General features: G+C 36.2%; 29 protein-coding genes and 1 other annotated feature. Of the genes, 9 read left to right on the top strand and 20 right to left on the bottom strand.

Annotated elements, in window-relative coordinates; all coding sequences use genetic code 11:
- Positions 1-10: 10 nt before the first annotated feature.
- Together yqeH and EDC24_RS02120 are read right to left on the bottom strand one after the other, a co-directional pair.
- Positions 11-1,114 (bottom strand): ribosome biogenesis GTPase YqeH, encoded by a 1,104-nt coding sequence (gene yqeH, locus EDC24_RS02125; protein WP_124219325.1) that lies wholly within the window; start codon positions 1,112-1,114, stop codon positions 11-13.
- Between the two features lies 1 nt (position 1,115).
- Positions 1,116-1,667 carry a YqeG family HAD IIIA-type phosphatase gene (locus EDC24_RS02120; RefSeq protein WP_124220351.1) on the bottom strand — a complete coding sequence of 184 codons (552 nt, stop codon included), beginning with the start codon at positions 1,665-1,667 and terminating at the stop codon, positions 1,116-1,118.
- A 302-nt stretch (positions 1,668-1,969) separates the two neighbouring features.
- Between EDC24_RS02120 and sda the strand changes: the two genes are divergently transcribed.
- The 9 genes from sda (at position 1,970) to EDC24_RS15095 (ending at position 8,676) form a co-directional block, all read left to right on the top strand.
- A complete protein-coding gene (sda, locus tag EDC24_RS02115) occupies positions 1,970-2,110 on the top strand; it encodes a sporulation histidine kinase inhibitor Sda (protein WP_124219324.1) in 141 nt (46 codons plus the stop codon).
- Positions 2,111-2,327: 217 nt separating this feature from the next.
- Positions 2,328-4,661 carry a Na+/H+ antiporter subunit A gene (locus tag EDC24_RS02110; protein ID WP_124219322.1) on the top strand — a complete coding sequence of 778 codons (2,334 nt, stop codon included), beginning with the start codon at positions 2,328-2,330 and terminating at the stop codon, positions 4,659-4,661.
- A gap of 1 nt (position 4,662) precedes the next feature.
- Positions 4,663-5,001 carry a Na(+)/H(+) antiporter subunit C gene (locus EDC24_RS02105; protein ID WP_124219320.1) on the top strand — a complete coding sequence of 113 codons (339 nt, stop codon included), beginning with the start codon at positions 4,663-4,665 and terminating at the stop codon, positions 4,999-5,001.
- Complete coding sequence (locus EDC24_RS02100) at positions 4,994-6,481, top strand: Na+/H+ antiporter subunit D (RefSeq protein ID WP_124219318.1); 1,488 nt, start codon at positions 4,994-4,996, stop codon at positions 6,479-6,481. Before EDC24_RS02105 ends, EDC24_RS02100 begins: the two co-directional genes overlap by 8 nt.
- A 7-nt stretch (positions 6,482-6,488) precedes the next feature.
- Positions 6,489-6,965 carry a Na+/H+ antiporter subunit E gene (locus EDC24_RS02095; RefSeq protein ID WP_124219316.1) on the top strand — a complete coding sequence of 159 codons (477 nt, stop codon included), beginning with the start codon at positions 6,489-6,491 and terminating at the stop codon, positions 6,963-6,965.
- Positions 6,965-7,270, top strand: a complete 306-nt coding sequence (locus EDC24_RS02090) for a monovalent cation/H+ antiporter complex subunit F (protein ID WP_124219314.1) — start codon at positions 6,965-6,967, stop codon at positions 7,268-7,270. The genes EDC24_RS02095 and EDC24_RS02090 overlap by 1 nt, the downstream gene beginning before the upstream one ends.
- Complete coding sequence (gene mnhG / locus EDC24_RS02085) at positions 7,251-7,598, top strand: monovalent cation/H(+) antiporter subunit G (protein ID WP_124219313.1); 348 nt, start codon at positions 7,251-7,253, stop codon at positions 7,596-7,598. The genes EDC24_RS02090 and mnhG overlap by 20 nt, the downstream gene beginning before the upstream one ends.
- Before the next feature lie 123 nt (positions 7,599-7,721).
- Positions 7,722-8,444 carry an RNA polymerase sporulation sigma factor SigK gene (gene sigK, locus EDC24_RS02080; protein WP_124219311.1) on the top strand — a complete coding sequence of 241 codons (723 nt, stop codon included), beginning with the start codon at positions 7,722-7,724 and terminating at the stop codon, positions 8,442-8,444.
- 82 nt (positions 8,445-8,526) lie between these two features.
- Positions 8,527-8,676 (top strand): hypothetical protein, encoded by a 150-nt coding sequence (locus EDC24_RS15095; protein WP_170158438.1) that lies wholly within the window; start codon positions 8,527-8,529, stop codon positions 8,674-8,676.
- 49 nt (positions 8,677-8,725) lie between these two features.
- Here EDC24_RS15095 and EDC24_RS02075 read toward each other — a convergent pair whose 3' ends face one another.
- The 18 genes from EDC24_RS02075 to EDC24_RS01995 all read right to left on the bottom strand — a co-directional run bounded on the left by EDC24_RS02075 (position 8,726) and on the right by EDC24_RS01995 (position 25,185).
- Positions 8,726-9,424 carry a 5'-methylthioadenosine/adenosylhomocysteine nucleosidase gene (locus EDC24_RS02075; RefSeq protein ID WP_124219309.1) on the bottom strand — a complete coding sequence of 233 codons (699 nt, stop codon included), beginning with the start codon at positions 9,422-9,424 and terminating at the stop codon, positions 8,726-8,728.
- Between the two features lie 15 nt (positions 9,425-9,439).
- Positions 9,440-10,159: a YrrS family protein gene (locus EDC24_RS02070; RefSeq protein WP_124219307.1), complete on the bottom strand. Its 720-nt coding sequence runs from the start codon at positions 10,157-10,159 to the stop codon at positions 9,440-9,442.
- Positions 10,160-10,290: 131 nt separating this feature from the next.
- Positions 10,291-10,767: a transcription elongation factor GreA gene (gene greA, locus EDC24_RS02065; protein ID WP_124219305.1), complete on the bottom strand. Its 477-nt coding sequence runs from the start codon at positions 10,765-10,767 to the stop codon at positions 10,291-10,293.
- 71 nt (positions 10,768-10,838) lie between these two features.
- Positions 10,839-11,468 carry a uridine kinase gene (gene udk, locus EDC24_RS02060; protein ID WP_124219303.1) on the bottom strand — a complete coding sequence of 210 codons (630 nt, stop codon included), beginning with the start codon at positions 11,466-11,468 and terminating at the stop codon, positions 10,839-10,841.
- Between the two features lie 8 nt (positions 11,469-11,476).
- The gene (locus EDC24_RS02055; protein ID WP_170158437.1) at positions 11,477-12,106 is read right to left on the bottom strand and encodes an O-methyltransferase; all 630 of its coding nucleotides are present in this window, start codon (positions 12,104-12,106) and stop codon (positions 11,477-11,479) included.
- A 71-nt stretch (positions 12,107-12,177) separates the two neighbouring features.
- Complete coding sequence (gene mltG / locus EDC24_RS02050; protein WP_124219299.1) at positions 12,178-13,305, bottom strand: endolytic transglycosylase MltG; 1,128 nt, start codon at positions 13,303-13,305, stop codon at positions 12,178-12,180.
- 173 nt (positions 13,306-13,478) lie between these two features.
- On the bottom strand, positions 13,479-13,757 hold the full coding sequence (locus tag EDC24_RS02045; protein ID WP_124219297.1) for a DUF1292 domain-containing protein: 279 nt from the start codon (positions 13,755-13,757) through the stop codon (positions 13,479-13,481).
- A gap of 20 nt (positions 13,758-13,777) precedes the next feature.
- Positions 13,778-14,194 carry a Holliday junction resolvase RuvX gene (ruvX, locus tag EDC24_RS02040; protein WP_124219295.1) on the bottom strand — a complete coding sequence of 139 codons (417 nt, stop codon included), beginning with the start codon at positions 14,192-14,194 and terminating at the stop codon, positions 13,778-13,780.
- Between the two features lie 2 nt (positions 14,195-14,196).
- Positions 14,197-14,460 (bottom strand): IreB family regulatory phosphoprotein, encoded by a 264-nt coding sequence (locus EDC24_RS02035; RefSeq protein ID WP_124219293.1) that lies wholly within the window; start codon positions 14,458-14,460, stop codon positions 14,197-14,199.
- A gap of 47 nt (positions 14,461-14,507) precedes the next feature.
- Complete coding sequence (alaS, locus tag EDC24_RS02030; RefSeq protein ID WP_124219291.1) at positions 14,508-17,153, bottom strand: alanine--tRNA ligase; 2,646 nt, start codon at positions 17,151-17,153, stop codon at positions 14,508-14,510.
- A gap of 104 nt (positions 17,154-17,257) precedes the next feature.
- Positions 17,258-17,460 (bottom strand) — a binding site (T-box leader).
- Positions 17,461-17,558: 98 nt separating this feature from the next.
- Positions 17,559-17,693, bottom strand: a complete 135-nt coding sequence (locus EDC24_RS15355) for a hypothetical protein (protein WP_281274487.1) — start codon at positions 17,691-17,693, stop codon at positions 17,559-17,561.
- Positions 17,694-17,722: 29 nt separating this feature from the next.
- Positions 17,723-17,899 (bottom strand): hypothetical protein, encoded by a 177-nt coding sequence (locus tag EDC24_RS02025; protein WP_211342328.1) that lies wholly within the window; start codon positions 17,897-17,899, stop codon positions 17,723-17,725.
- 112 nt (positions 17,900-18,011) lie between these two features.
- Positions 18,012-20,303 (bottom strand): SF1B family DNA helicase RecD2, encoded by a 2,292-nt coding sequence (recD2, locus tag EDC24_RS02020; protein WP_124219287.1) that lies wholly within the window; start codon positions 20,301-20,303, stop codon positions 18,012-18,014.
- A gap of 15 nt (positions 20,304-20,318) precedes the next feature.
- A complete protein-coding gene (locus tag EDC24_RS02015; RefSeq protein WP_124219285.1) occupies positions 20,319-20,984 on the bottom strand; it encodes a tetratricopeptide repeat protein in 666 nt (221 codons plus the stop codon).
- 72 nt (positions 20,985-21,056) lie between these two features.
- A complete protein-coding gene (gene mnmA / locus EDC24_RS02010; protein ID WP_124219283.1) occupies positions 21,057-22,169 on the bottom strand; it encodes a tRNA 2-thiouridine(34) synthase MnmA in 1,113 nt (370 codons plus the stop codon).
- Between the two features lie 12 nt (positions 22,170-22,181).
- Positions 22,182-23,336, bottom strand: coding sequence for a cysteine desulfurase family protein (locus EDC24_RS02005; protein WP_124219281.1), 1,155 nt, complete (start codon positions 23,334-23,336; stop codon positions 22,182-22,184).
- A 15-nt stretch (positions 23,337-23,351) separates the two neighbouring features.
- Positions 23,352-23,771 carry a cysteine metabolism transcriptional regulator CymR gene (gene cymR / locus EDC24_RS02000; RefSeq protein ID WP_124219279.1) on the bottom strand — a complete coding sequence of 140 codons (420 nt, stop codon included), beginning with the start codon at positions 23,769-23,771 and terminating at the stop codon, positions 23,352-23,354.
- Between the two features lie 136 nt (positions 23,772-23,907).
- On the bottom strand, positions 23,908-25,185 hold the full coding sequence (locus tag EDC24_RS01995; RefSeq protein ID WP_124219277.1) for a replication-associated recombination protein A: 1,278 nt from the start codon (positions 25,183-25,185) through the stop codon (positions 23,908-23,910).
- Positions 25,186-25,207: the final 22 nt, after the last annotated feature.

Raw genomic sequence — 25,207 nt, 5'->3', positions numbered from 1 at the left:
TTAAATCCCCCTAAATAATAGCCTCTCGTAAAATAACACGAACCCCTTTTGGTACGTGTGCTGTAATCGTAACACCAGCATTTGGAACTGTAATCCATCCTAACCCCGAAAACAATACATCTGTTTTATCTTCTGAGATCTTCAATGTCCTCTCTTCCATTTCAGGCCAGTTATCTAAAGCCTCCTCAGATGGAGGTGACAACATCTCTCCTAAATGTTGATCATATAATAGATCTGCTTTTTCTAATTTCGTACGATGAATGTTTATTTCGTTTGAGAAATAACACACATATCCTAATCGTTCTTGAGCAGATTCAATATCAAACCTAGCTAATCCACCAATAAATAAAGTTTGATCTTCATCTAGCTGAAACACTTTTGGTTTGACCTCTTTTTTAGGTGTAATGGTTTTAAGGTCTTTATCATTCAAGTAATGAGCCATTTGGTGGTGATTCATTATACCAGGTGTATCAATCATAGATGAACGTTCATCTAAAGGGATATCGATAAACCCAAGGGTTGTCCCAGGAAAATATGATGTCGTAATGACATCTTTTTCATCGTTAGAGTTCTGAATAAAATAATTAATAATTGTGGATTTACCTACATTTGTACTACCTACTACAAAAACATCTTTTCCATCTCTTAATCGTTCTAATTCAAAAGCCGCTTCTTGCATACCGATTCCCTTTGTGGCACTGACAAAGAAAATATCATTCACTTTTAATCCGAACTCCTTCGCTACACGGTACATCCATTTTTTGACCTTATTCAAATTAATGGATTTTGGCAATAGATCAACTTTATTCGCTACTAGAACAACTGGATTCTTTCCAACGAATCGATTTAAACCGTGAATAAAACTTCCGTGAACGTCAAATAAATCGACTACTTTTACGATAAGAGCATCGTGCTTTTCAATCTCTTGAAGCATATTTAAAAAATCATCTGCTGTCATATCAACATCTTGCACTTCATTGTAATGCTTTAACCGAAAGCACCTTTTACATATAACTTCGTCTCGTTGAAGAGCTGATTTAGGAGCAAATCCTGCTTTTGTCTCATCTTCTGTTTGAATTGCTGCCCCACAACCTTGGCAATATAATTCTTCCATTCTAATCCTCCCAGTTCAATTTTCCTGTTTTTTTAAAGTGATGTAGTATTCTTCGCTCTATTTTTCGGTTAAAACGTGTAAAAAAGCCATCAGTTCGTACAATAGGGACGACTAAAATCGTATGTAAATTAGCACGGTTCCCTCCGAAAACATCCGTTAGTAATTGATCACCAACCACTACTAATTCATCTCCAGATAATTTCATTTCTTTCTTTGCTCTCTTAAAAGCCGTTTGCATCGGTTTTCTTGCCTTTGATATAAACGGAATGCCTAATGGTTTAGAAAAAAATGAAACTCGATCCTCTGTATTATTAGAAATAATGGTTACTTCAATTCCAGCCTCACGTAATACCCTAAACCATTCTATCACTTCAGGAGTAGCTGCAGGCTGATTCCATGCGACTAACGTATTATCTAAATCGGTTATGACACCTTTAATTCCTTTATTTTTAAGATAATCAGGTGTTACTTCTAAAACGGTATCGACTTGATCATTTGGTAGAAATCGATTTAACAATTCGTTCACCTCAACAATATCATTACTATTGTACATCATATACAATTCAACCTTATGTTTCAAAGAAAAGTTTATTTTATTAAATATTTATCGGAATATTCTAAGAATCGTTCGACAAATAACTTCATTTTTCAACTTGTGGATAAATCTATCAACATTATACACATTGATATAACAATATTTTTGTATTGAATAACTATTTTTATAAACAACTTATTCACAAGTTATTAACAGCTTATAAAAGTTGTCCAACCCCGAAAATAATGGTAGGATAATAACTGTTACAAGGTGGACGACTTTCAAGGAGGTGCAATCCGGCGATCTTTACCGGGACGATTATGGAACAATTATCGGACGAATTGTTAGTAGAATCGTATTCAAAAGCACAACAATTAGAATTAAATCATGATTTTATTAAATTGATCGAGGAGGAGCTCATTAGAAGAGGACTATATAACCACCTAAAAGAATCATCCTAAATAAATGATGTTATAAAAATCAAAGATATAAAGATAGCGTAAAACTGACACGGACGTGTCAGTTTTTTTATGGTTAATTGCGTTATGTTATATTGCCACTTAATGTTCATAAATTATTAATGGTTTTTCTTTTCATTAAATTTGAAATACCGTTATAATGTTACTGTAGTAAACAGATTGATTGCAGTTACATAATGAAAGGATGGAAAACTTACATATGGTATATGCCGTATTTGCACCACTTATTTTTGCAATTTTAATCCCTTTCCTTAGTCGAATAAAACAACGAATCCATACCGGTTGGTTAATCCTTCCTGTTCCATTACTTATTTTTATTTATTTTCTACAATTCGTCGGAGCTAATTTTGAAACCAAAATGCAGTCCACCACATGGATTCCGACTTTAAACATCTCATTAGACTTTTACTTAGATGGTTTAAGTTTATTATTCGCACTTTTAATTAGTGGAATTGGTACACTTGTCGTGCTTTATTCCATCTACTATCTCAATAAAGAAGAACAACTAGGGCATTTCTATACATATCTTTATATTTTTATGGCCTCAATGTTAGGCGTGGTCCTTTCTGATAACGTTTTTGTTCTATATACGTTTTGGGAGTTCACTTCATTATCATCATTCCTATTAATCGGTTACTGGCATCATCGTGAAAAATCTCGTTACGGTGCTTTAAAATCAATGCTCATTACTGTCTTAGGCGGTTTTAGTTTGCTCGGTGGTCTAATTTTATTAACCATTGAAACAGGTACGACAAGCATTCGTGAAATGGTTGCCATGACAGACGTGATCATTAACAGTGAATATTTTATTGCTATTTTAATTTTCTTATTATTAGGTGCTTTTACAAAGTCTGCTCAGTTCCCATTCCATATCTGGCTACCAGATGCCATGGAAGCGCCTACGCCTGTAAGTGCTTATTTACACTCAGCTACTATGGTTAAGGCCGGCATTTATTTAATGGCACGTTTCTCACCGATTTTCAATGAGGTGCCGCTATTCTTCATTTTATTAAGTATATTTGGACTGGTTACATTAGCATGGGCTTCGTACATGGCAGTAAGACAGACTGATTTGAAGGGTATTTTAGCTTTTTCTACGATCAGTCAGCTAGGAATGATCATGGCCATGCTAGGTTTCGGCACGACATATGGCGTTTTTGCAGCCGTGTTTCATATTTTAAACCATGCAACTTTTAAAGGTAGTTTATTTATGGTTGCTGGAATCGTCGACCACGAAACTGGTACAAGAGATATCCGTCGTTTAGGTGGATTGATGACCTTTATGCCAATCTCTGCAACACTTGCCGTGTTTGGTACATTCTCTATGGCCGGGGTTCCATTACCATTCTTAAATGGTTTCTATAGTAAGGAAATGTTCTTTCAATCCTCACTCGGATTAGAAGGTTCAGGTACCTTTGTTGAAGGCTTGATAACAGCCATTCCTATCATTGCTGTTGTTGGAAGTATTTTTACGTTTATTTATTCCATGTATTTATTCTTCGGAACATTCCGAGGTGGATATAAAGAAGATCAATTACCTACCAAGCCTCATGAAGCTCCAATCATGATGTTGGTGCCACCAGCTATATTAGTTCTTGGTGTTATTGTAATTGGGCTATTTCCAAACATTTTCAACAATGCTTTAATTACGCATTCTGCTGATGCTATTTATGGAGATACCGTGACGAAGGATATTAAGTATTGGCACGGACTTGATAGTAGGGCTTTTCAAATGTCATTAGCGGTCGTCGTTTTAGGTGTTGTCTTATATCTAACGAAGGATAAATGGAGCAAGATTTACTCCGTTTTACCTGGTTCGTTAAGTTTAAATCGTGTTTATGACTGGATCGTCGAAAAAATTGAGTCCGTTTCAAACAAAATTACGACATCTTATATGACAGGTTCATTACGTTTATATATGATGTTAATCTTAACAGCAATCATTTTGATGACAGCCGGAACACTCCTGTATTCAGGGGGCATGAACTTTAACACAGTCGATTTAGCACCAATTACGGCACAAGAAGTAATTGTTGCTATTGTAATGGCTATTGCGGCTATTGGAACAACCGTAGCAAGGAACCGCATTGCGGCTATTTTAATATTGGGTGTTGTTGGTTACGGGTTAGCCATTCTTTTTGTCATGTATAGTGCACCGGACTTAGCGTTAACTCAATTAATCGTCGAAACTGTAACGGTTGTATTGTTCTTGTTATGCTTCTATCATTTACCAAACTTATCATCAGAAGGTCAGTCTGTTGCCAAAACAGGTTCTAATATCCTCGTGTCGATTGGGTACGGTTTACTAATGTTTGTTATAGGTATTAGCGCATATAACAGTCGTTTCGCTGAAACAATCTCTTCTTACTTCATGGAAAACACTTACGAAGAAGGCGGCGGACACAACGCTGTTAACGTGATATTAGTTGACTTCCGTGGAATTGATACTCTATTCGAAGTAGCTGTTCTATTCGGTGCAGCTTTAGGTATTTATGCTATGATTAAACTTCGCTCGAATAAGGGGGCGAAATAATATGGAAATTATTATGATCGTATTAGCTGCCATTTTGTTTGCAACAGGCGTCTACAACATTCTACAAAAACAGTTATTAAGAATTGTCATTGGCACAGTTTTAATTTCTCATGGCGCCCACTTATTCATCTTGACGATGGGTAAATTAAAGCGTGGTGCTCCACCTGTTGAGGTTTATGGGGTAACAGAATATGCTGACCCTCTCCCTCAAGCCTTAATACTAACTTCTATTGTTATAAGCTTTGGGGTAACAAGTTTCTTACTTGTTTTAGCATACCGAGCGTATAAATTAAATCAAACGGATAACATGGAGAAAATGCGAGGTTCTGAACATGAATAACTTAGCAATACTTCCAATCATACTACCAATACTAGCAAGTGTAATCGTAGCGTTTTTCCCCGGAAAACTAAATATTGTTCGACCATTATCTAAAATTTTCATGGTCGTATTTTTAGGCGTTATGCTCTTCATTACGTTTAAGGTTTATAGTGATGGCATGATCGTTCTTCAAGGCGGAGGATGGGATGCTCCTTTTGGAATCTCTCTCGTTCTTGATTACTTGTCCATAATTTTAGTATTAACCACATATGTTATTGCAACTGCAGCTGTATTTTATGCACCGCATTCATTATCTGATCAACAAGAAAAATTTTATTTTTATACGTTCTTTTTCCTGTTAATCTCAGGTGTTTCAGGTGCATTCATTACCGGTGACTTATTCAACTTGTTCGTATTTTTTGAAGTCTTATTAATGGCTTCATATGGCTTAATCGTCTTAGGGAATGGCAAAGCCCAATTAAGAGAATCACTTAAATATGTATTGATTAATCTATTTTCATCCATGTTATTTGTTACAACTGTTGCGTTTATTTATTCGTTAGTTGGAACAGTTAACATGGCGCACATAGCTGAAAGAGTCGATTCAATTCCAGCTGAAGACCAAGGTATTGTCACGGTCATTGGAATTCTCTTATTCTTTGTATTTGCTGTAAAAGCAGCCATTTTCCCATTATATTACTGGTTACCAAATTCCTATGTCGTACCTAATCCAGTTGTCTCAGCTTTGTTTGGTGCTTTATTAACAAAAGTAGGTATTTACTCGATTTTCAGAGTGTTTACTTTGATTTTTGTTCACGATACCGGAGTTACACATCAATTATTTATTTGGCTCGCCATGCTGACCATGATTTTTGGTGTTATAGGTGCATTATCAACGAATAATGTAAAATTAATCATTACGTACAATATCATTCCAGCCATTGGGTTTATCTTGATGGGAATTGGTTTATTTAATGAAGATGGTTTATCAGGATCCATTTATTATTTAATGCATGACATGGTGATTAAAGCAGCTTTATTTTTATTAATTGGGGCATTAATTGTCGCAGCTGGAACTAAAGACTTGTCCCAAATGAGTGGTGTCATACAAAGGTTTCCATTACTAGGATGGTTATTCTTTATCGGTTCATTAGTATTAGCAGGAATCCCACCATTTAGCGGCTTTATAGGAAAGCTATTATTATTGAGAGGTGCCCTTGATCAAGGAGAAATTTTATTAACCGTCGTGGCATTACTATCTAGTTTATTAATTCTCCTTTCTATGATTCGTATATTTATTAGAGGCTTCTGGGGAGAGAAAATGGAAGGTATGACCACAAATCCTTCAAAAGTGCACGCTCTAACCATACCAGCTACATTCTTAATTAGTATATCTATTTATTTAGGAGTAGGAGCAGAAACTGTTCTACCTTATATTGATCAGATTTCAAGTTATTTGTTGGAGCGTACTGAATATATTTCTTCAGTGTTAAAGGGGTAATGATTAAATGACATTACAAATTATTCTAAACATACTTATCGCCATGCTATGGATGTTTTTGAGCGAGTCATACGACTTTCTTACGTTCTTTACTGGGTATTTAATTGGTATGGCACTACTCTTCTTCCTAAGAAGATTCGTACCAGATGCTTATTATTTGTTGAGGGTTTGGAAAGTCATTAGCCTAATCCTTTTATTTATAAAAGAATTAATTTTATCAACCTGGAATATTGTAAAACTTGCATATGTTCCAAAATTAAAGGTCCAACCAGGTATTTTCGCTCTACCGACTGACCTTAAAAGCAATTGGGAAATAACCCTTTTAGCCAATTTAATCTCTCTTACACCTGGAACGTTATCCGTTTCAGTATCAGATGATTATACAACTATTTATATACATGCCATGGATATGCCAGATGTAGAAGAAGAGATTAACGACATTAAAAACACATTTGAAAAAGCGATCATGGAGGTGACACGATAATGCTTGAAGAGTTTGGAGATCAGTTGTTAGATATTGTACTAATCATATGTTTCATAGCTATGACGATATCTATATTTCTACTTGTCATTAGAGCATTTAGAGGTCCCTCTAACGCCGATCGTGCAGTTGCTATTGATACCATGGGTATTAATATGATGGCTATTACAGGTTTAGCGTCAATTCAACTTGTAACCGACAAATTAAATGATGTCGTTTTATTAATTGGGATCTTACTATTTATAGGAACAATCGCTATTGCGAAATTCATTGAAAAGGGTGTTATTATTGATCAAAATCATCATTAGTCTATTATTATTAAGTGGCACCTTTTTTGTCTTATCCGGTTCCTTAGGCATATTACGATTCCCCGATATTTATACGAGACTTCACGCGGCAACAAAAGCTGCAACGCTTGGTGTCGCTGGCGTTTTATTAGGTGCATTTCTTTTCTTATACGTAGAAAATGGAATAATTAGTGGTAAGTTAATCTTAGGGATTATTTTCATTCTAATAACCGCTCCAGTTAGCGGACACATGATCTCAAGAGCAGCGCACTCAAAGGGTGTCGAACTTTGGGAACACAGTATTCGAGATGATTTAAAACGAGATCAAAAACAGAAGGATGGCTCATAAATAACGTCGGCTCAAAACTTTTTGAGCCGACTTTTTATATGTGTACAGGCACTAAATTCATATTGCATCATACACTCTAATTATAGGTGTTCGCCTATAAATTTATAACGTGGGGTTGATGCGATGTACACAATGTTGAAGCTTTTGACGATCATCTTTGAGAATTTATACTTCTTCGCTTCGTATGTTAAAGGTAACGCATTCCCACAACCTCTTAGCCGAGATGAAGAAGAAGAGTATTTAAAACGGTTCGAACAAGGCGATCTTGAAGCAAGAAATAAGCTTATAGAACATAATTTGCGTCTTGTTGCTCACATTGCTAAAAAATATGAAAACAATAAAGAGGACCAAGAAGATTTAATTTCAATCGGTACAATCGGTCTGATTAAGGGGGTTGAAAGCTTCTCAAGCAGTAGGGGTACCAAATTAGCGACGTATGTAGCAAGATGTATTGATAATGAAATTTTAATGTACTTAAGAACGTCTAAGAAAAGTAATAAAGATATGTCATTACAAGACCCTATAGGTCAAGATAAAGAGGGTAATGAGATTAGTTTAATTGATATCTTAAAATCGGATCAGCCTGATTTAGTTGAAAAAATACAAACCTCTATGGAAATCGCAAAAGTCTTTAAATATATTGATCTTTTAGATCAACGTGAAAAGGAAGTCATTGTTAAAAGATACGGCCTTAATGAACGAGAAGAACTAACGCAACGTGAAATTGCAAAAGAATTAAAAATATCACGAAGCTACGTATCAAGAATCGAAAAGCGTGCGCTTATGAAAATGTTTCATGCCTTTTATAGAGATGAACAACAGCACGAGAAAAATAAAGATTTATAGAAGTTAGGCAAATATCTATCCAAAAACCGTTACAAACGCATATATTGAAGCAAATAAGTCCTGTGAAATGGAGATGATCTGAATGTATGGAATGTATCCTCCATATTACAACCCGTATGATGTCCCATATCCGAACTACTATCAACCAAACACATTTGCCTATAGTCTTCTGATTGTGACATTACTTTTATTATTGATTCTCGGTGGATATTATGTTTACTACTACAAATAAACCAAAACCCCAGAAAGTGAAATATAACACTTTAACTGGGGTTTATGCATTACGGTGTACTTTTTAACACTTCTACAATTAGATTAGCACTATATTTCGCAGCCTTCTCTAAATACTGATCAAACGAAACGTCCGATTCTTTACCTGCGATATCTGATAGTGATCGGATAACTAAGCATGGTGTATTATATTGGTGACAAACTTGTGCGATTGATACTGCTTCCATTTCCAATGCTCTTACCTCAGGAAGTTGATTTAATACAGCGCTAACCCGAGTTTCTTCAGACATAAAGGAGTCTCCTGTCCCTATTACTCCTTCTACGATTTGGATTTTTGTATCGACTCGATTCATAGCAAGCTTTGCCTTTTCCATCAATGCAGAATCAGACTGATAAAACTTTGGCATTTGAGGAATTTGCCCATAAGCATATCCAAATGCTCTAGCGTCTGCATCGTGATGAATAACTTTCTCACCAATAACTACATCACCGACATTTAAGTTAGGGTCTGTGCCGCCGGCTGAACCTGTATTAATCACATAATCTGGCTTGAAACGTTCATGCAAAATGGTTGTAGAAAGTGCAGCATTTACTTTCCCAATCCCAGATTGTAATAGGACGACTTGTTGACCCGCTATCTCACCTTCATAAAACTTACAATTAGCTACGGTTAATTCTTCTTCAACCGTCATCTTCGTTAATAACCACTCTAATTCTTGTTCCATTGCTCCTATGATGCCGTATTTCATTTAATAAATCCTTTCTTATTCATCGTTGTTTTCATAAGTTCCTTCTAGTTTTTGTTCCCCTATATTCTCGTATAATTCTTCTACGCGTTGAGGTTGCCAACCTTCTGATTCAATCCACTCAAGATAGACACGATAATATTCATTCGTACCGCGTTGCTCTACGTATCCGTTAACTTTGTCAGGTGCTCCTCCATTCTCAACATACCAATATATTAAGTCTTCACTGGAGACATCTAATGATGACGCGATCGCCATCTTCATTTCGTAAAAGTCTTGTGACTCCGTATCCCAATTAATTGTATGGGGTTCCTCTTGTTCAGTAGGATAAGGGTCCCATGAACCACTAATCACTTCTTTTACTTCAGCGCTATTTTCAGCTGGCTCATTTTGTTCTGTTTCATCATCAGTTGTTTCATTTTCGTCTTCATTATTAGAAGATTGTTCCTCTTCATCTTCATCTGTATTGTCTGTTTCAGTTTGGTCAGTATTATCTTCATCTTCATTATCATTAGTTCCTTGTTCTGATTGATCTTCTGAATCATTAGATTCATCAGTTTGGCTTTCTTGTGCTTGGTCCTGGTTGTCCTCATCTTCATCATCACCAAATACAAGCATTCCGATTAGAAAAGCAGTTAATAAAATAGCGATGATAATTAATAGGTTCATTAGTTTCGTATTTTTACGCCGACTTTCATAACGATCCGACCTTGTAGTACCAATAGAATCATAAGCCATGTTTCTCCACTCTCCTTTTAAATGATGCTTACACCACTCAATAGTCTACTCCATAGATTATTGATATTCAGAAAGAGACCATAATATTATGTCCTACACGTCTATTTGTGTAGGACATAAGGTTGATTTAATTATGAAACTTCTACAATTTTAACGTCAATTTCGCCACCAGGTGTTTGTACAGTGACTTGTTCCCCAACTTTTTTACCTAATAAGCTTTGAGCCATTGGAGAGTCATTAGAGATACGACCTTCAAACGGATCTGACTCTGCACTACCAACAATTTGATATTCTTCTTCATCGCCATCCGGTAGCTCTACAAACTTAACAGTCTTGCCTAATTGAACTGTGTCATTAGATTCTTCATCATTTTCAATAATAACAGCATTTCGAATCATATTTTCAACTTGAGCGACTCGTGACTCAACGAAGGCTTGTTCATCTTTGGCTGCATCATATTCAGAGTTCTCAGATAAATCACCGAAACTTCTAGCAACTTTAATACGCTCAACCACTTCGGGACGGCGTACTGTTTTAAGTTCATTTAATTCTTGTTCTAGTTTTTCTAGCCCTTCCTCTGTCATATAATAGCTTTTTTCTTCAGCCATAGTTCATACACTCCTTTGATTATTTACGAATACTACTTCATTAATTGATTCATTTTGAATCATATTTATGATTATGTTTTATTAATAATACTTTCAATTTTTGTCGTAAGCAAATCTACAGCCACATGGTTTTGTCCGCCTTCTGGAATAATTACATCTGCATAACGCTTAGCTGGTTCTACAAACTGCAAATGCATTGGGCGTACAACGTTTATATATTGATTAATTACGGATTCTAACGTTCGACCTCGCTCATTAATATCTCTCAATAAACGGCGAATAATACGAATGTCAGCATCCGTATCTACGAACACTTTTATATCCATCATATTACGTAATCTTTCGTCTTCTAATACTAAAATTCCTTCCAAAATGATAACTTCTTTTGGTTCGACAAAAACTGTTTCTTCTGAACGCGTATGCATTTCATAATTATAAACCGGTTTTTCGATGGTCTGCCAGTTTTTCAATTGATTTAAATGCTCCATTAACAAATCGTTATCAAAAGCCAATGGATGGTCATAGTTTGTATTTAATCTTTCTTCAAAAGGCATATGCGATTGGTCTTTATAGTAGAAATCTTGTTCCATCATTAGAACAGAAGTATCTTTGAAATGGTCACAGATCGCACGAGTTACGGTTGTTTTTCCCGAACCTGTACCACCTGCTACACCTATTATGATTGGTTTGTCATGGTACACGCTGTTTTTCACCTCTTTAATGCTATTGCGACGCCATCCCCTGTTTCCACAATAGTGGTTTCAAAATGAGGATGTTCAATTAACCATTGATTAAATTGATTAATTTTTTCGCCTAATTGATCAAATCTTTTATGTCCTTGGACTTCTTTAGAAACATAACCTTTAAATAAAACATTGTCAATAATAATCAGAGAACCACTTTCCAGAATTGGGTGGAGTTTTTCTATATAATTCTTATATTGTCCTTTTGCTGCATCAACAAACACTAAATCATAAGCATGCTGATGTTGCTCTAAGTATTCATTGGCATCACTTAGAACCACATCAATTTGATGATCTAGCCCCGCCTTTTGAATATTTTTTTCGGCAATAGCTTTATGTGATTCATCAATTTCAATTGAAGTAATATGAGCCTTTTCGTTAGCAATTGCCATTTGAATGGCAGAATAACCAATTGCTGTACCAATTTCTAAAATAGTTTTCGGCTGATGCAAACGAACAAGTTGTTTTAGAAGTTCGATTCCATCTCGTTCCATGATTGGTACTTGATGTTCTAAAGCATAAGCCTCCATTTCTTCGAGATAATCTTGTTGAGGCTTATGGTCATTATACAGCTTTTGTATATATGTCTTTGACATCTTCTTACACTCCATTCCAATATACAAAAAAACAGGAGAATGTGCTTTAAACACATTCCCTGTATATTGAGTTAATCTTGTGGTGGACGGTGTTCTTGTATATTTTGATTATGCTCTTCGTTTGTCTCAGCATAGTATACTTCACCATCATACCCAGCAACGAAGTAAAGATAATCATGTTCTTCGGGATACAGCGCTGCTTGTAAGGCATTCTCTCTAAAGTTAGATATTGGACCAATTGGTAGCCCGCTGTTTACATAAGTGTTATAAGGGGATTCAACTTCTAAATCTTCGTATAATACTTGTTCTTTATGCTCGCCTAACGCATATAACACAGTTGGATCTGTTTGTAATGGCATCTCTGGTTCTCGATTCATACGATTATAAAATACACCAGAAATCATTTTTCTGTCTTCTTCACCAACCGCTTCTTCTTCTATTAGTGAAGCCATCGTGATCACCTCATGATAGGTCAATCCCATATTCTCAATGTCAACTGTATATGCCATGACACGATCTTGCGTTTCTTGTAACATCTTTTCGACAACTTGTTCTATCGTCGGGTCTTCCTCAAAGAAAGGATAAGTTGCAGCATACAAATACCCTTCTAGTGGGTAACGAATGTCTTCTTGAAGTATATCTTCCTCATTAAGAATACCAGGATAAAGTTCTACTAGCGATTGAATATAACTTTCATCAGTCATCATTTCTAAAAATTCTTCGCCATCAATGGATGTATTTTCATCATATATTTCAGCAATTTCTTCAATGGTTGTCCCTTCAGGAATCGTAACTGTAAATAAAGGTTCTACCAAGATCTTCCCAGTTTTTAACGATTCAATGATATTATCCATTTTCATACTGCTTGATAGCTTATACTCCCCAGCCTGAAATCCAGTTTCATTTTTAAATTTAACGTAATACTTAAAAATGGTACTATTATCTATAATGTCTTTCTCTTCTAGAATCTCACCTATTTGATCAACACTAGATCCAAGGGGGATTTCAATTTCTTTAATTGTGTGATCATTGGGGTCAACTGGACTTAGCCCTTCAGATAAATAGTTATATGTGAAATAACCGACTGCACTGATCACGATTAATAATACGGCAATAATCGTTATAATAATAATTCTAGAAATTTTAGCTTCTTTGACTCGTTGATTTCTTAAATCAGAATATCCGTTGTTAGAAGACATATTTCTTCCCCCTTCACCCGTAATATTATAAATTATTTTAAGGAATTTTTCTATCTTTTTTGTACATTGATAAAAAAAGTTCACTCAAATAGGTTCTATTATGAGATTAGACTAAAATAAAAACACTCGATCGCTCGAGTGTTTAAGTTCATTGTTCAATTATGTCTTTTTATTTACTCTTCATCCGATTCAGTAAACGTAGCAAGCATTTCTTCAATCATTTCCCATTCTTGATCCGTTTCAATTTGATAAAGGGTTAGGTCATCTTCGTTTTCATCATTTTCTTCAAATCGGAATGCGAAAACTTCTTGTTCCTCATCTTCATTCTGTTCTGCCGGTACTGCGACTAAATAAGACTTTTCTGTTTCATCAACGTCAAATGTAAACAGAATATCAAATAAATGTTCCTCACCGTTCTCATCAGGAATTATAATACGTTCATTCTCATCCATTTTAAAAAACCTCCTATTTATTAATGACCGGCATCCAAATAACTTTGTAAAATCATGACAGCCGCCATTTTATCAATAACTTTCTTTCGCTTTTTTCGACTCATATCAGCCTCTAATAATACACGTTCTGCGGCCATAGTCGTTAAACGTTCATCCCATAAAACAACAGGAATGTTCCACTCTTGTTCAATATATGCCGCAAATGACTCAGAAGATTCCGCACGCTCACCTATTGTATTATTCATATTCTTCGGATGTCCAATTACAATTTTAGTCACTTCATATTGGTCAATCAGTTCCTTTAACCTCGGAAGTGCTGTATTATAATCCGATTCATCCCACTTAATGGTTTCAATTCCTTGTGCTGTAAAATGTAAAGCATCGGAGACCGCAACACCAATCGTTTTTTCTCCGACATCTAACCCTAATATTTTCATTCCTATGCCTCTTTATTCGATTTCAAATAATATTTTACAACCTCTTCTATAATTTCATCTCGTTCAACTTTCCGAATTAAATGTCTCGCATCCTTATGACGAGGGATGTAAGCTGGATCACCTGATAGCAGATAACCTACAATTTGGTTGATTGGGTTATAACCTTTCTCTTCTAAAGAACCGTAAACGGAATGTAAGATTTCGTTTACTTTTTGTTCTTGTGAATCATCGTTAAATTGGAATTTCATTGTGTGATCGTTTGACATCTTATTAATACCCCCTCGTATCACTTCTATCCTCATTATAAACTTAATTAGCTAGAAGTTAAAACACTTTGTACATATTCTTTTGCACCAATTAATGCTTCATCGATTTTCTCAGGTTGTTTACCACCAGCTTGCGCCATATCTGGACGGCCACCACCGCCGCCTCCGCAACGTGTAGCTGCTTCCTTAATTAAATGACCTGCATGATATCCTTGATCAACTAGATCCTTAGTAACACCTGATGCTAATTGTACTTTTCCTTCATTCTCCATAGCAAGTAAAACAACGACAGAGCCTACTTTATTTTTTAAATCGTCAACCATATTGCGCAAGGCATTCATGTCACTTACATTAACTTTTGCAGCCAATACAGGTACACCATTAATGTCTTCGATTTGTTCTTCTATATTCGCTGATTCAAAGTTAGCTAGTTTGGCTGTTAGTGATTCTTTCTCACGCTCTAATTGTTTCATATCTTCAAATAATGTTTCGATTCGTGATGGTATTTGTTCAGTTGTCGTTTTTAATAAATGAGCGGCCTCATCTAATAATTTCTCACGTTGTTCATAAAATTGATAAGCACCATACCCTGTTCTTGCTTCAATACGACGCGTACCTGCACCAATTCCACTTTCAGTCGTTATTTTGAATAATCCAATCTCAGCTGTGTTGCTAACATGGCAGCCGCCACAGAGTTCAATACTATACTCACCAATCGATACAACGCGAACAACATCACTATATTTCTCACCAAATAATGCCATAGCTCCCATTTGCTTAGCTTCATCAAGCGAATGGTTAGATATTGTAACGTCAATCGAATCCCAAATTTTTTGGTTCACGATCTCTTCGATTTGTTTGATTTCATCTGGGCTAACTGAACTGAAGTGTGAAAAATCAAATCTTAATCTGTCTGGTGCAACTAACGAACCTGCTTGATTGACATGATCACCTAAGACATCTTTTAATGCCTGATGCAATAAGTGAGTTGCCGTGTGATTTTTAATAATTTGTTTTCTAAACTGACGATATACGGATGCTTTTACGGATTGTTCCGCATAAACTGAACCATCCTCAACTTCAATTTGATGTAAGTTTTGGCCGTTCGGTGCTTTTTGTACGTCTAAGACTTGAGCGCGACCAGTGTCAGTTTCAATTAAGCCTTTATCGGCAATTTGCCCACCGCTCTCAGCATAAAAAGGTGTTTCTTTTAAAATTAGATAACCAGTATCACCAACGTTCAATTCCTGAACTTTTTCTTGGTTAGCCACTAACACTTCAATTGTTGATTGAACATTTAATTGATCGTAACCGACAAACTCACTTTCGTTATGAATTTGTTGGAATACTTCGCTTTGTACTTGCATGGAATCCACTTTTTGTCGAGCTTCACGTGCGCGTTCACGTTGTTTTTTCATTTCAGCTTCAAAGCCTTCTTCATCGATTGTGAATCCTTCTGCCTGCACATACTCTTCAGTTAATTCTTTTGGAAATCCGTACGTATCATATAGTGTAAAGACTTCATGTCCAGGAAACACTTGGCTCCCTTTTTGTTTTTCTTGATTCATCACTTTTTCTAAAATAGCAAGACCATCTTGTAAAGTTTCATGGAAACGTTCTTCTTCTGTTTTAATAACGTTTTGAATGAAATCTTGCTTATCATGAACTTCATGGTAAAAGTCTTTCATAATTTCAGCTACTTGGCCGACTAAACGATACATAAACGGTTCGTGAATACCTAGTTCTTTGGCAAATCGAACCGCACGTCGTAACAAGCGGCGCATAACATAACCGCGTCCTTCATTAGATGGCAATGCTCCATCGCCAATGGCAAAGGCAACTGTACGTACATGGTCTGCGATTACTTTAAAAGCCGTATCCTTATTTACCGACTCACCATACTTTTCTCCTGAAATCTCCTCTGTCTGTTGAATAATCGGCTTGAATAGGTCAGTTTCAAAGTTTGTTGGCGTATCTTGGATAACAGATAAAATACGCTCAAGCCCCATACCAGTATCAATATTTTTCTTAGGGAGTGGTGTATAAGTATCATCAGGATTATGGTTAAACTGCGAAAATACTAAGTTCCATATTTCTAAGTAGCGTTCGTTTTCACCACCTGGGTATAACTCAGGGTCTTGAGGGTCATTTCCGTATTTTTCACCACGGTCATAGAAAATTTCCGTATTTGGGCCACTTGGACCTTCACCAATATCCCAAAAATTCTCTTCGATACGTATGATTCTCTCTTCAGGAACACCTACTTGATCACGCCAAATCTCATAAGCTTCCTCATCTTCTGGGTGAACAGTTACCGATAATTTTTCTGAATCAAAGCCAACCCAATTTGGACTCGTTAAAAATTCCCAAGCCCAAATAATCGCTTTTTCTTTAAAATAATCACCGATTGAAAAGTTCCCAAGCATTTCAAAAAATGTATGGTGACGAGCTGTAAAGCCAACATTTTCAATATCGTTTGTTCTGATTGATTTCTGTGCATTAACGATTCTCGGATTATCTGGGATGACACGACCATCAAAGTATTTTTTTAATGTTGCCACACCACTGTTGATCCATAGTAATGTTGGATCTTCATGTGGAATTAAAGAACGACTAGGCTCAACTGAGTGTTCTTTTTCCTTGAAAAAATCTAAAAACATTTGTCTTACTTCAGTAGACGTTAAATGTTTCATGTGTAAGTCCTCCTTTTACATTAATATTTACATACGAGTGCTCAAAAGACGGTGATTAATGATTTCTACAAAGCCCACAAAATAAAAAACGCCCCTACAGTTACTGTAGGGACGATGGATTCGCGGTACCACCCTATTTATAAGCTTAACGCTTATCAACTCAAACACCGTAACGTGGTGTGAATCGGTGGGGATTAGCCACACTCCGGAATAGCTTCAATGACCCTTAACTTAGCATGGTTTCAGCAAATTCCAATGCCTCTCTGTCAAGCAGGTATCATTTACTCAGTTCCTTCACCGTTTTCAAATCATTATATGCCGTTATTATATGTAACAACCTTATATATGTCAACTAAATATGTAAACGCTAATTCCCTAGAAAAGGGAATTAGCGTACAGCTTCATTTACAGATATTGCTTTCTTAATCGTTTCCCCGTTTTACGCATCCGCTTCATAAAACGGTTCTTTCGAAATGTTTTATGACGCATCATATAGCCCATAGCAGCACCCATACCTATTTTAGCGCTGTTCGAAATCATTCGGTTCAACGCCAATCACCAACCTTGTATTATCCGTTTTCATCTAAAAACAGATCATCTAAAGAAGAGAGGGACCCATCTTCTTCTATTTCACGCACATGCATTTGGCCATCTAAAAACGACATTTCAATAAAACAATTCCAACAGTAATACTGCTGCTCACCAATTCTCCCAATATCGGAAGACTGACAATTTGGACACTTCATCAGACAATCTCCTTTAGCTGAATATCTCTATGTGAAAATGAGTTTGTCCTCAGCTTTTCCAAATTTCTTAATCCTATACGCTACCGTATAAGATAGTCTTAGTTTGGGTTAATTACATGAAATCATAAGGTGTAATTTCTTCCTCTTCTTCACTTTCATCTTCCACTTGATCAATTGAAAACATGCTCCCTAATCGTTTGACTAATGTGGTCCGACGTTTATAGGCATTGTCTTTTTGTAAACCGTCTAAAAATGCATCATAATCACCGCAAATAATTAATGATGTTTTGCTCCTTGTAATAGCCGTATACAACAGTTTTTTGACTAACATGCGCTTGAATGCCCGGACAACCGGCATGACAACGATTGGAAATTCACTACCTTGTGATTTATGGATGGAGATTGCATATGCCAACATAATTTGGTTGAAATCTTGCTTCGTATAAGACACTTGCAAACCTTCAAAATCAATGACAATCTCGTCTTTTTTCTGTTCTGATTCATTCGGTTTTTTAATTGCAATGATCTCACCAATGTCTCCATTGTAAACTTTTTTTTCAGGTTGATTAACTAATTGAATAACTTTATCGCCAGTACGCAAAATAGTATCAAAATGTTGGATTTGACGTTTTTGTTCGCTATACGGATTAAAAATCGTCTGTAACGATTGGTTTAGCTCATGAATTCCTACTTCCGTTTTATACATCGGGGCTAGAACTTGGATGTCTTTCATTGTATACCCTTTATTAAGCGCACGCTCAACAATTTGTTCCACTACATTTAATGTGTGATCTTGGTTACTCGGAATTAAGTTAAAGTCTCCGGATTTTTCTAATGGCAATTCAGCTACATCATTATTTTTAATCTTATGGGCTAACTGTATGATAAAAGAATCTTCTTTTTGACGATAAATCTCAGACAAATGGCTCACTGGAATACACTTTGATTCTAATAAATCTGCTAATACTTGACCAGGGCCTACTGAAGGAAGCTGATCCTCATCACCGACTAATACGACTTTCATATTAGATGGAATAGCTTTTAGTAATGAATTGGCCAGCCATACATCCACCATTGAAAATTCATCGACTATGATCAGTTCACCTTCTAATTGATTGCCAGCGTCGAACTCAAAAGAGTCATCCCCAGACCAGCCTAACAGACTGTGAATCGTTTTAGCCTTAAGACCAGTAGCTTCTGATAAACGCTTGGATGCTCGACCTGTTGGCGCTGCTAAAATATAATCAGATTCATGTTTGCCCTTTTTAGTCGTGCGGAATAATTCGTCATAGCAATGTATAATTCCTTTAACAACTGTTGTTTTACCCGTTCCAGGACCGCCAGTTAAAAGCATGACTTTTTCATTCATCGCTTTTTTGATTGCTTCATATTGTTCTTCGCCATACGAAAAGCCTTCACGTTCTTCAATATCACCGATCGTTTTGAGCAATAAACTCTCATCCACGGGGTCATCCGTTTCTAAATCCATAATGCGCTTGATTTGAGAAGCGATTCCCTCTTCGGAATAATAAAGATGAGGTAAATATACTTTAGTATCTTCAGCCACAATTAGATCTTCTTCCTCTAGGGACTTAAGATAAGGTTCAATCACTTCTTCTGTCAGAAGATGTTGCCTCTGATACAAAAGCTTATTTGCTTGTTCGATAAGGTTATCTTTCTCCATAAATACGTGTCCACTCATCGATTCTTGTTCTAATGCATGTAGAATGCCTGCTTCGATTCGAGTTGGATGGTCTTTTTCAATACCCATCTCTTTAGCCATTTCATCTGCTCTTTGAAAACCGAAACCCTCTACATAGAACACAAAACTATATGGATTTTCATTTAATTGCTGTATCGTTTGTTCCTGAAATACTTCATAAATTTTTTGGGCTAATTGTAAACCAATTCCGTATTTCGCTAGCTCAACAGCTACTTGATCAAAACCTTGATTCAATCTTAAATCGGCGATTAAACGTTTTTTAGTTTCTGAGTTCAATCCTGGTACTTTATTTAGGACTGATTCGTCTTTTAAAATTTGGTCAACCGCGTTAACGCCTAGTGAATAAACAATTTTCTGAGCTGTTCTAAGACCTATTCCATAAAACAAATCACTAGCAAAATATTTAATCAGGCTTTCTTCAGTTTTAGGCATTTCCTTTTCATATGTAAAAACCTGATACTGATCACCAAATTTAGGGTGCGTTTGAATCGTTCCGTAAAAAACATAGTCGTTTCCGTATGTAAGTGGTGGGAAATGTCCCTTCACCACTAATTCTTCTTCATCTAACTCTTCGTTAGAATCAATGACAGAGACCGAAGCAATTGAAAATTGTTCTTCAGGTTTATGGAAGATCATATGATTTAATTTTGCTTTCACAAAGCCTTTTTCTTGATCCGCCAAAATGCTCGGCCTCCTTTATGATGGGTTATCTAATAATTCTTCTACTTTCTGCTTCCCATTTCCTGCTAATACATGATCGGGTTGAATCTCTAACGCTTGATTAAAGTGTTCTAAAGCCTTCTCTGGTTCTTCTTTATAAAGGTAAGTTACTCCTATATTATAATGAGCATCACTATGGTGATCATCTAAACGAATGACATATTGAAACTGATCATATGCCTCATCAATCAAATTAGCGTACGCTAGTGATAATCCGTATTGGAACTGAATGTCTATATCTTCTTTATTCATTTCGCTTGCCCTTTGTAAATAAGGTAGGGCTAACCTTGGTTGTTCTTGATTCATTAAAGACATACCGAGCATCAAGTAAACATCCGCTTCATCTAGACCTTGCTTAACAGCTTCCTGAAACTGTTGAGTGGCTTCTGCATACTCACCTTGTTCAAAATAAAGGTTACCTAAACCGTAATAAGCAGTTGGTAATTGTTCACCTAAAGATAAGGCTTTATCAAAAAAGCGTTTGGCACGTTCGTATTCTTTTATGTGAACGAGTAAATTTCCAAAGTTAATATAACCGATTGGATCTTCTGGATGTTCCTCAATGTGTTGATTAAACTTCTCAACCGCTTGGTCAATTTCGTTTTCTTTCATGTGGGTTAAGCCTTCTTGTATTAAATCCACTTTTTCTCGCTCCTTTCTATAACTTAGCAGGAAAAAAGCCACCACATATTCATGTGCTGACTTTTTAACCGTCTAGGCTAAGTGTTTAACTGTTTGTTCATTTTTAAAAACTCGATCAATTGTGCCGCCACCTAAGCAGACATCTTCATCATAAAAGACTACAGCTTGCCCAGGTGTTATCGCACGCTGCTCTTCATCAAAATGAACCATAACCGTACCATCATTTTTCGGTTCAACGGTAACAGGTGTTACCTCTTGACGGTAACGGAATTTAGCTGTGCATCTAAACGACTCCGTGAAATCACCTTCAACTAGCCAATTGAGCTCACTAGCTTCTAAGCCATCTGCATAAAGAGCATCTTGGTTATAACCTTGACCAACATACAATACATTATCTTCAAGATTTTTTCCAACAACAAACCATGGCTCTCCTGAACCACCAATGCCAAGACCTTGTCGTTGACCAATCGTATAATACATTAATCCATCGTGCTTACCTTTTACTTCACCTTGTAGTGAGCGCATTTCACCAGGCTGAGCTGGTAAGTATTCACTTAAGAATTCCTTGAAATTACGCTCCCCGATAAAACAAATTCCAGTACTGTCTTTTTTAGTAGCAGTCGCTAAATCATGTTCTTTAGCGATTTCTCTTACTTCTTTTTTATCCATGCCACCTAATGGGAACATAATTCTAGGTAAAATGTCTTTTGGAATTTGATTCAAGAAATAAGTTTGGTCTTTATTCTCATCAATTCCTTTTAACATGACATGCTGGCCGTCACGTTCTTCTACTTGTGCGTAATGTCCAGTTGCTAAATAATCTGCACCTAATGACATAGCATGATCTAAAAATGCTTTAAATTTAATCTCTTTATTACACATGACATCAGGATTTGGCGTACGGCCTGCTTTATACTCATCTAAGAAATACGTAAACACTTTATCCCAATATTGTTTTTCGAAATTAACCGCATAGTATGGAATGTCTAACTGATTACATACACGAACCACATCTTCATAATCTTTAGTTGCTGTGCACACGCCAAACTCATCTGTGTCATCCCAGTTTTTCATAAAAATACCAACGACATCATAGCCTTGTTGTTTTAATAATAAAGCCGTAACAGATGAGTCAACACCACCTGACATCCCAACTACAACTCTTATATTTGAACGATCACTCATAATTTCACCACCTTAATTATTCATTGCTAATCGGTTCATAATATTTTCAATCCGATCAGCCACTTGCTCCATTTCTTCTTCTGTATTATCCATGCCAAAACTAAAACGAACAGAATTCCGTAGTCTTGGGCTATCTTCTCCATACATTGCTTTTAAAACATGAGAAGGATCAATCGAACCCGCCGTACAAGCAGAACCAGATGATACTGCAACACCTGATAAATCAAGGTTCGTTAGAAAAATTTCAACATCCATTCCTTCAAAACTCAAATTCAAAATATTGGGGACATGGCATTCTTTTGATAAGTCACCATTTATAGCATAGTCAATTTGACGATTATTTAATGCTTGAATGAGTTGTTCTGATAGACGTTCATAATGTTGAATTCGTTCATCACGTTCTTGCTGTAATACTTCGACAGCTTTTTTAAATCCTTGAATGGCAAGCGTGTTTTCAGTTCCGGAACGGAAGGTTCTCTCTTGCTCTCCACCATATTGACGTTGGATGAGATTTAATCCATCTCGTTTGTATAAAAAGCCAATTCCTTTTGGACCATAAATTTTATGAGATGAAGCTGTTAGTAAATCAATTTTTAATTCTTCAACATCAATCTCTTCAACACCATAAGCTTGAACAGCATCTGTATGAAAAGGAATTCCTTTACTTCTTAATAGATTTCCAATCATTTGAATAGGCTGTTTCATGCCTATCTCATTATTAACGAACATGATGGTAACTAAGATTGTATCTTTTCTTAATGCATGTTTAACATCCATAATATCGACTAAACCATTTTCATCAACTGGAAGATAAGTTACGTCGAATCCTTCTTTTTCTAATTGTTCACAAGGATGAAGTACGGCGTGGTGCTCAATTTGTGTTGTAATAATATGATTACCTTGATCTTGATTGGCATAAGCAGTACCGAAAATGGCTAAATTATTTGCCTCAGTGCCACCACTTGTAAATATGATGGATTCATAATGGCCGTTTATACTATTTGCCATTGTCATTCTTGCTTCATCTAGACGCTTACGGCTTTCTCGTCCAAAATGGTGAATACTAGAAGGATTTCCAAAACTCTCATCCATGACTTGATGCATGGCTTCTTTCACGTCCGGATGTATAGGTGTTGTCGCTGCATGGTCCAAGTAGATGCGTTTCATCTCATCACCTTCCCATTAAATATAAAACATATTCTCTTCCTGATAGTTTTGATCATTATGTTCAATTAAATCTTGTAAAGTCGTTTGTTCTAATACATCTTTTACGGCATCCCTAATTCGTTTCCATAATTCCCTTTTAGAAGGTTCATCATCATCCATTTCTTCTACTGGACGAATCGGTCCCTCAAGGGTCCGGATAATATCTGCAGACGTAATTAATTTAGGCTCTCTCGTTAAGAGGTAACCGCCTTTTGCACCTCGAACACTTTTAACTAACCCAGAGTTACGTAAAGGCGCGATTAATTGTTCTAAATAATGTTCTGATAAGTTATATTCATTAGCTATGGATTTTAATGGTATAGGTTGATTTCCGTAATTTTTGGCTAGGGCAATCATAATCGTTAGCCCATAACGCCCTTTCGTTGAGATCTTCAATCAATGGACCTCCTTATATTACATCTATTTAAATTTTAACATGACTGTATGATGACTTTAATTAACTTAGACAAAAACTATTTGTCATTATAGCATGAAGAAGTCTTGTATGCACAACTTTGAACTATGATTGTGATTAGTCCTTCTGCTTTAATTGTGATAATTTATCATAAACCTGTTTATAGCGTTTTTCCTCGCCCAATTCATTAGGTTGAAAATACGACATATTTTTAATAGATTCAGGTAGATACTGTTGTTTAACCCAACTATTTGGATAGTTATGAGGATACTTATACTCTGCACCATGACCTAACTGCTCGGCGCCTTGATAATGAGTATCTTTAAGATGATCCGGGATTTCTTCAGTAGCTCCTTTTTGGATATGCATAATGGCTTTATCTAATGCTTTATAAGCTGTATTAGATTTCGGTGACAAACTAAGCTCAACCGTTATGACCGATAGCGGTATTCGAGCTTCAGGCAGTCCTAACCGTTCCACCGATTGAATCGCCGGTAACACTCTTGCACATAACTGTGGATTTGCTAAACCTACATCTTCATAGGCAATAACTAAAAGACGACGCGTAATCGCTTCAAGATCTCCGCCTTCTAATAGTCTGGCTAAATAATAAAGCGAGGCATCTGCGTCACTACCACGGATGCTCTTTTGGAAACCTGAGAGCAAATTGTAATAAATATCACCCTTTTTATCGTGTGAAAACCCCTTGTTTTTAATACAGTCTCGAACCGTCTCTTCTGTTACTTTAATTCCATCGTCTGTTTCATCAGAAGCAAATACAATATCCTCCATTAGTGATAGAGCCGTACGACCATCCCCTGTTGTTTCAGCTATTTGCTCAATATATTCATGTTCAATCTGAATATTTAGATGGCCTAAACCTTTATCTTCATCTTCTAATGCTCGGTTAATTAATCGAATAATGGCTTCCTTAGTTAATGGTTTTAACTGTTTAATCTGACCACATCGTGAGCGAATGGCATTATTCACACTATGAAACGGATTTTCGGTTGTTGCACCAATGAGTGTGATGATGCCTTCTTCTAAAGCTTTTAATAATGAATCTTGCTGACTTTTATTAAAACGGTGAATTTCATCGATGAATAATATGGCATTATTCGTCATCCGAGCTTCTTTAATAATATTTTCAACATCTTTTTTTCCTGCATTTGTAGCATTTATAGCAAAAAATTCTTTGTTAGTTGAACCTGAAATAGCAAATGCTAAAGATGTCTTACCCGTACCTGGCCCACCGTAAAGCAATAAAGATGGGACATGACCTTTTTGGATCATTTTATATAATGGAGTATTAGGTCCGACAATATCATCTTGTCCGACGACTTCTTCAATTTTTTCTGGTCTCATTCGATAAGCTAATGGTTCTTGAAATAACATAATCTGACTCCTTTAGCATACA

Origin of the sequence: Aquisalibacillus elongatus, from assembly GCF_003843875.1 — a bacterium.
In the GTDB taxonomy this organism is placed as follows: Bacteria; Bacillota; Bacilli; order Bacillales; family Alkalibacillaceae; genus Aquisalibacillus; species Aquisalibacillus elongatus.
Note: the sequence above shows the minus strand (reverse complement) of the source record. Positions and strands in the feature narration are given on the sequence as shown.